Genomic DNA, 4,909 nt, shown 5'->3' on the forward strand with positions numbered 1-4,909 from the left:
ACCTGAGGCAGAGGGCACACATCCAGCCCCGCCGGCGATTGAGGCGCGGGGTCCGGGGCAGCGCCCCGGCAAGGGCCCGCGCCGGTCAAGGCCCCGGGCGCCGCAAGGCCCCCGCGCTGGGCAAGGGCCCGCACCACGAGGCCCCCGCACCGCAAGGGCCCGCGCAGGACGAACCCCCCCCCAAGCCCCCCGCAGGGGCCCGCGCCCGCGCTAACTCTTGCGGTGGCCCATCAGCCGGGGCTTCGCCTCCAGGCCGTCCAGGCCGTGCCAGGCGAGGTTGACGAGGTGGGCCGCGACCTCGGCCTTCTTGGGGCGGCGGGCGTCGAGCCACCACTGGCCGGTGAGGGCGACCATGCCGACGAGGGCCTGCGCGTACAGCGGCGCGAGCTTCGGATCGAAGCCGCGGTGCTTGAACTCCATCCCGAGGATGTCCTCGACCTGCGTCGCGATATCGCTGATCAGCGACGCGAAGGTCCCCGTGGACTGCGCCACCGGCGAGTCCCGGACCAGAATCCGGAAGCCGTCCGTATATCGCTCGATGTAGTCCAGCAGCGCGAACGCCGCCTGCTCCAGCAGCTCCCTCGGGTGCCCCGCCGTCAGCGCCCCGGTCACCATGTCAAGGAGCTGGCGCATCTCGCGGTCGACCACCACCGCGTACAGCCCCTCCTTGCCGCCGAAGTGCTCGTACACCACCGGTTTGGACACCCCCGCCTTCGCGGCGATCTCCTCCACCGACGTGCCCTCGAAGCCCTTGTCGGCGAAGAGGGCGCGGCCGATGTCCAGCAGTTGTTCACGGCGCTCGGCGCCGGTCATCCGCACCCGGCGCGCGCGCCGGGTCGACCGGTTCTTCTCCGTACCACTGCTGCCGTCGGTCGCCACATCGTCCATCATGCCGTGCCGGCACCCGTATCACTGCGGCGGGCGTCGATCCGGGCGGCACTCGGCCAGCGCACGTCATACGCCCATCCCGCCTTCTCGAACCAGCGGATCAGGCGCGCGCTCGAATCCACCTGCCCCCGCAGCACCCCGTGCCGGGCGCACGTCGGGTCGGCGTGGTGGAGGTTGTGCCAGGACTCGCCGCAGGACAGGACGGCCAGCCACCACACATTGCCCGAGCGGTCGCGCGACTTGAACGGGCGCTTGCCGACCGCGTGGCAGATCGAATTGATCGACCAGGTCACATGGTGCAGCAGCGCCACCCGCACCAGAGAGCCCCAGAAGAAGGCGGTGAAGGCGCCCCACCACGACATCGTCACCAGGCCCCCGACCAGCGGCGGGATCGACAGCGACAGCATCGTCCAGTACAGGAAGCCCCGGGAGATCCGCCGGATCGCCGTGTCCTTGATCAGATCCGGCGCGTACTTCTGCTGCGGGGTCCGTTCCGAGTCGAACATCCAGCCAATGTGCGCCCACCACAGGCCCTTCAGCAGCGCGGGCACGGTCTCCCCGAAACGCCACGGAGAGTGCGGATCGCCCTCGGCGTCGGAGAACTTGTGGTGCTTGCGGTGATCGGCGACCCAGCGCACCAGCGGCCCTTCGACCGCCAGCGACCCCGCGATCGCCAGAGCGATCCGCAGCGGGCGCTTCGCCTTGAAGGCGCCATGGGTGAAATAGCGGTGGAAGCCGATGGTGATGCCATGGCAGCCGATGAAGTACATCGCCACCAGCAGCCCGAGGTCGAGCCAGCTCACCCCCCAGCCCCAGGCCAGCGGCACCGCCGCGAGCAGGGCGAGAAAGGGCACCGTAATGAAGATCAGCAGGGCGATCTGCTCGATCGATTGCTTGCTGTCACCACCGAGCGTCGCCGAGGGGAGATCGTCGCCGGACTTCGGGACGTCGCCGATCAGATCGGGGCTTGTCGTCATGTGGGTCCCCTGTGGGGTCGGAAAAACACATAGGAAGCCGCGCTACGGGTGCGTAACCTACGGCGACGTAAGTATGGCAGTGCGTGGCGTCGCGGCAAGAGACCTGTGGATAACGTCGGAGCGAGGGCCACCTATCCTTAGGTCTCGTCGGACAGCGCGGTCCGCAGCCTCCAGTACCCCTCCAGACGTGCTCAAACACTGCAAGGAGCCGCACCTGTGAGCAGTGCCGACCAGACACCAACGGCCAGCGCCGAACTCCGTGCCGACATCCGCCGACTGGGCGACCTCCTCGGCGAGACCCTCGTACGGCAGGAAGGCCCCGCGCTCCTCGACCTCGTCGAGCGTGTCCGCGCCCTCACCCGCAGCGACGGCGAAGCAGCCGCGCGGCTGCTGGGCGACACCGACCTGGAGACCGCGGCCAAGCTGGTCCGCGCCTTCTCCACCTACTTCCACCTGGCCAATGTCACCGAGCAGGTGCACCGCGGCCATGAGCTGCGCGAGCGCCGCGCCGCCGAGGGCAGCCTGCTCTCCCGTACGGCGGACCTCCTTAAGGAGGCCGACCCCGAGCATCTGCGCGAGACCGTCAGGAATCTCAACGTCCGGCCGGTGTTCACCGCCCACCCCACCGAGGCGGCCCGGCGTTCGGTGCTGAACAAGCTGCGCCGGATCGCCGAACTCCTGGAGACCCAGGCCGGGCCCGCCGACCGGCGGCGCTGTGATCTGCGACTCGCCGAGAACATCGACCTCATCTGGCAGACGGACGAGCTGCGCGTGGTGCGGCCCGAGCCCGCCGACGAGGCCCGTAACGCCATCTACTACCTGGACGAACTGCACGCCAACGCTGTCGGCGACGTCCTGGAGGACCTCGCGGCGGAGCTGGAGCGCGTCGGCGTCGAACTCCCCGCCGGCACCCGCCCGCTCACCTTCGGCACCTGGATCGGCGGCGACCGCGACGGCAACCCCAACGTCACCCCCGCCGTCACCCGCGAGGTGCTGATCCTCCAGCACGAGCACGGCATCACCGACGCACTCGAACTGGTGGACTCCCTGAGGGGACTCCTCTCCAACTCCATCCGCTACGCCGGCGCCACCGACGAACTGCTCACCTCCCTCCAGGCGGACCTGGAGCGGCTCCCGGAGATCAGCCCCCGGTACAAGCGGCTCAACGCCGAGGAGCCGTACCGCCTCAAGGCCACCTGCGTCCGCCAGAAGCTCGTCAACACCCGGGCCCGCCTCGCCGCCGGCACCCCGCACGAGCCGGGCCGCGACTACCTCGGCACCGCCGAGCTGCTGAGCGACCTCACCCAGATCCAGACCTCGCTGCGTGAGCACCGCGGCGGCCTCTTCGCCGAGGGGCACCTCGACCGGACGATCCGTACGCTCGCGGCCTTCGGGCTCCAGCTCGCCACCATGGACGTACGCGAGCACGCGGACGCCCACCACCACGCCCTCGGGCAGCTCTTCGACCGTCTCGGCGAGGAGTCCTGGCGGTACGCGGACATGCCGCGCGAGTACCGGCAGAAGCTGCTCGCCAAGGAACTGCGCTCGCGCCGACCGCTGGCGCCCAGCCCCGCCCCGCTGGACGCGGCGGGGGAGAAGACCCTCGGGGTCTTCCTCACCGTCAAGGAGGCGTTCGAACGCTTCGGGCCCGAGGTCATCGAGTCGTACATCATCTCCATGTGCCAGGGCGCGGACGACGTCTTCGCGGCGGCCGTACTCGCCCGGGAGGCCGGACTCCTCGACCTCCACGCGGGCTGGGCCAAGATCGGCATCGTGCCGCTCCTGGAGACCACCGACGAGCTGCGCGCGGCCGATGTCATCCTCGACGGGATGCTCGGTGACCCCTCGTACCGCCGTCTCGTCTCCCTGCGCGGCGATGTCCAGGAGGTCATGCTCGGCTACTCGGACTCGTCCAAGTTCGGCGGTATCACCACCTCCCAGTGGGAGATCCACCGGGCGCAGCGCAGGCTGCGTGACGTCGCCCACCGCCATGGCGTACGGCTGCGGCTCTTCCACGGCCGAGGCGGCACCGTCGGCCGAGGCGGCGGCCCCTCGCACGACGCGATCCTGGCGCAGCCCTGGGGCACGCTGGAGGGCGAGATCAAGGTGACCGAGCAGGGCGAGGTCATCTCCGACAAGTATCTGATCCCGTCCCTGGCCAGGGAGAACCTGGAACTGACCGTGGCGGCGACCCTCCAGGCGTCCGCCCTGCACACCGCGCCCCGCCAGTCCGACGAGTCGCTGGCGCGCTGGGACGCGGCGATGGACACCGTCTCCGACGCCGCCCACGCCACCTACCGCGAACTCGTCGACGACCCCGATCTGCCCGCGTACTTCTTCGCCTCCACCCCCGTCGACCAGCTCGCCGACCTCCACCTCGGCTCCCGGCCGTCCCGCCGCCCCGACTCCGGGGCCGGTCTCGACGGTCTGCGGGCCATCCCGTGGGTCTTCGGCTGGACGCAGTCCCGGCAGATCGTGCCGGGGTGGTACGGGGTGGGGTCGGGCCTCAGGGCGCTGCGGGAGGCCGGGCTCGACACGGTCCTCAGCGAGATGCACGAGAACTGGCACTTCTTCCGCAACTTCATCGCCAATGTGGAGATGACCCTCGCCAAGACCGATCTGCGGATCGCCCGCCACTATGTCGACACGCTGGTGCCGGACGACCTCAAGCATGTGTTCCGCGCGATCGAGGCGGAGCACGAGCTGACGGTCGCGGAGGTTCTCAAGGTCACCGGCGGTGAGCGGCTGCTGGACTCCAACCCGGTCCTCCAGCAGACCTTCGCGATCCGGGACGCGTATCTCGACCCGATCTCCTACCTCCAGGTCTCGCTGCTGGCCCGCCAGCGCCAGGCCGCGGAGCAGGGGGCGGAGGGAGACCCGCTGCTGGCGCGTGCGCTGCTGCTGACCGTGAACGGCGTCGCGGCGGGCCTGCGCAACACGGGCTGACGCGCCCGGGTACGCCTGGAGCCGGGGGCCGTGCCCCCTTCCGGGGCTCCGCCCCGGACCGCCCCCTACGCCCTGCGGCGTGGGGGGACCCCCAGCGC

3 protein-coding genes are annotated in these 4,909 nt (G+C 70.5%); 1 reads left to right on the forward strand and 2 read right to left on the reverse strand.

The window, feature by feature from the left end; translation table 11 throughout:
• Positions 1 to 210 precede the first annotated feature (210 nt).
• Positions 211 to 891 carry a TetR family transcriptional regulator gene (locus ACWF94_RS33440; RefSeq protein WP_453497245.1) on the reverse strand — a complete coding sequence of 227 codons (681 nt, stop codon included), beginning with the start codon at positions 889 to 891 and terminating at the stop codon, positions 211 to 213.
• Positions 888 to 1,865: an acyl-CoA desaturase gene (locus ACWF94_RS33445; RefSeq protein WP_453497248.1), complete on the reverse strand. Its 978-nt coding sequence runs from the start codon at positions 1,863 to 1,865 to the stop codon at positions 888 to 890. Before ACWF94_RS33445 ends, ACWF94_RS33440 begins: the two co-directional genes overlap by 4 nt.
• Positions 1,866 to 2,081: 216 nt before the next feature.
• Here ACWF94_RS33445 and ppc point away from each other — a divergent pair, with 216 nt between their 5' ends.
• Positions 2,082 to 4,811, forward strand: coding sequence for a phosphoenolpyruvate carboxylase (gene ppc, locus ACWF94_RS33450; protein ID WP_453497251.1), 2,730 nt, complete (start codon positions 2,082 to 2,084; stop codon positions 4,809 to 4,811).
• Positions 4,812 to 4,909 lie beyond the last annotated feature (98 nt).

It is taken from the genome of Streptomyces sp. NPDC055078, assembly GCF_053607985.1.

Coding starts and splice junctions, on each gene's coding strand:
- ACWF94_RS33440 (WP_453497245.1), bottom strand. CDS start 891: ATGATGGACGATGTGGCGACCGACGGCAGCAGTGGTACGGAGAAGAAC.
- ACWF94_RS33445 (WP_453497248.1), bottom strand. CDS start 1,865: ATGACGACAAGCCCCGATCTGATCGGCGACGTCCCGAAGTCCGGCGAC.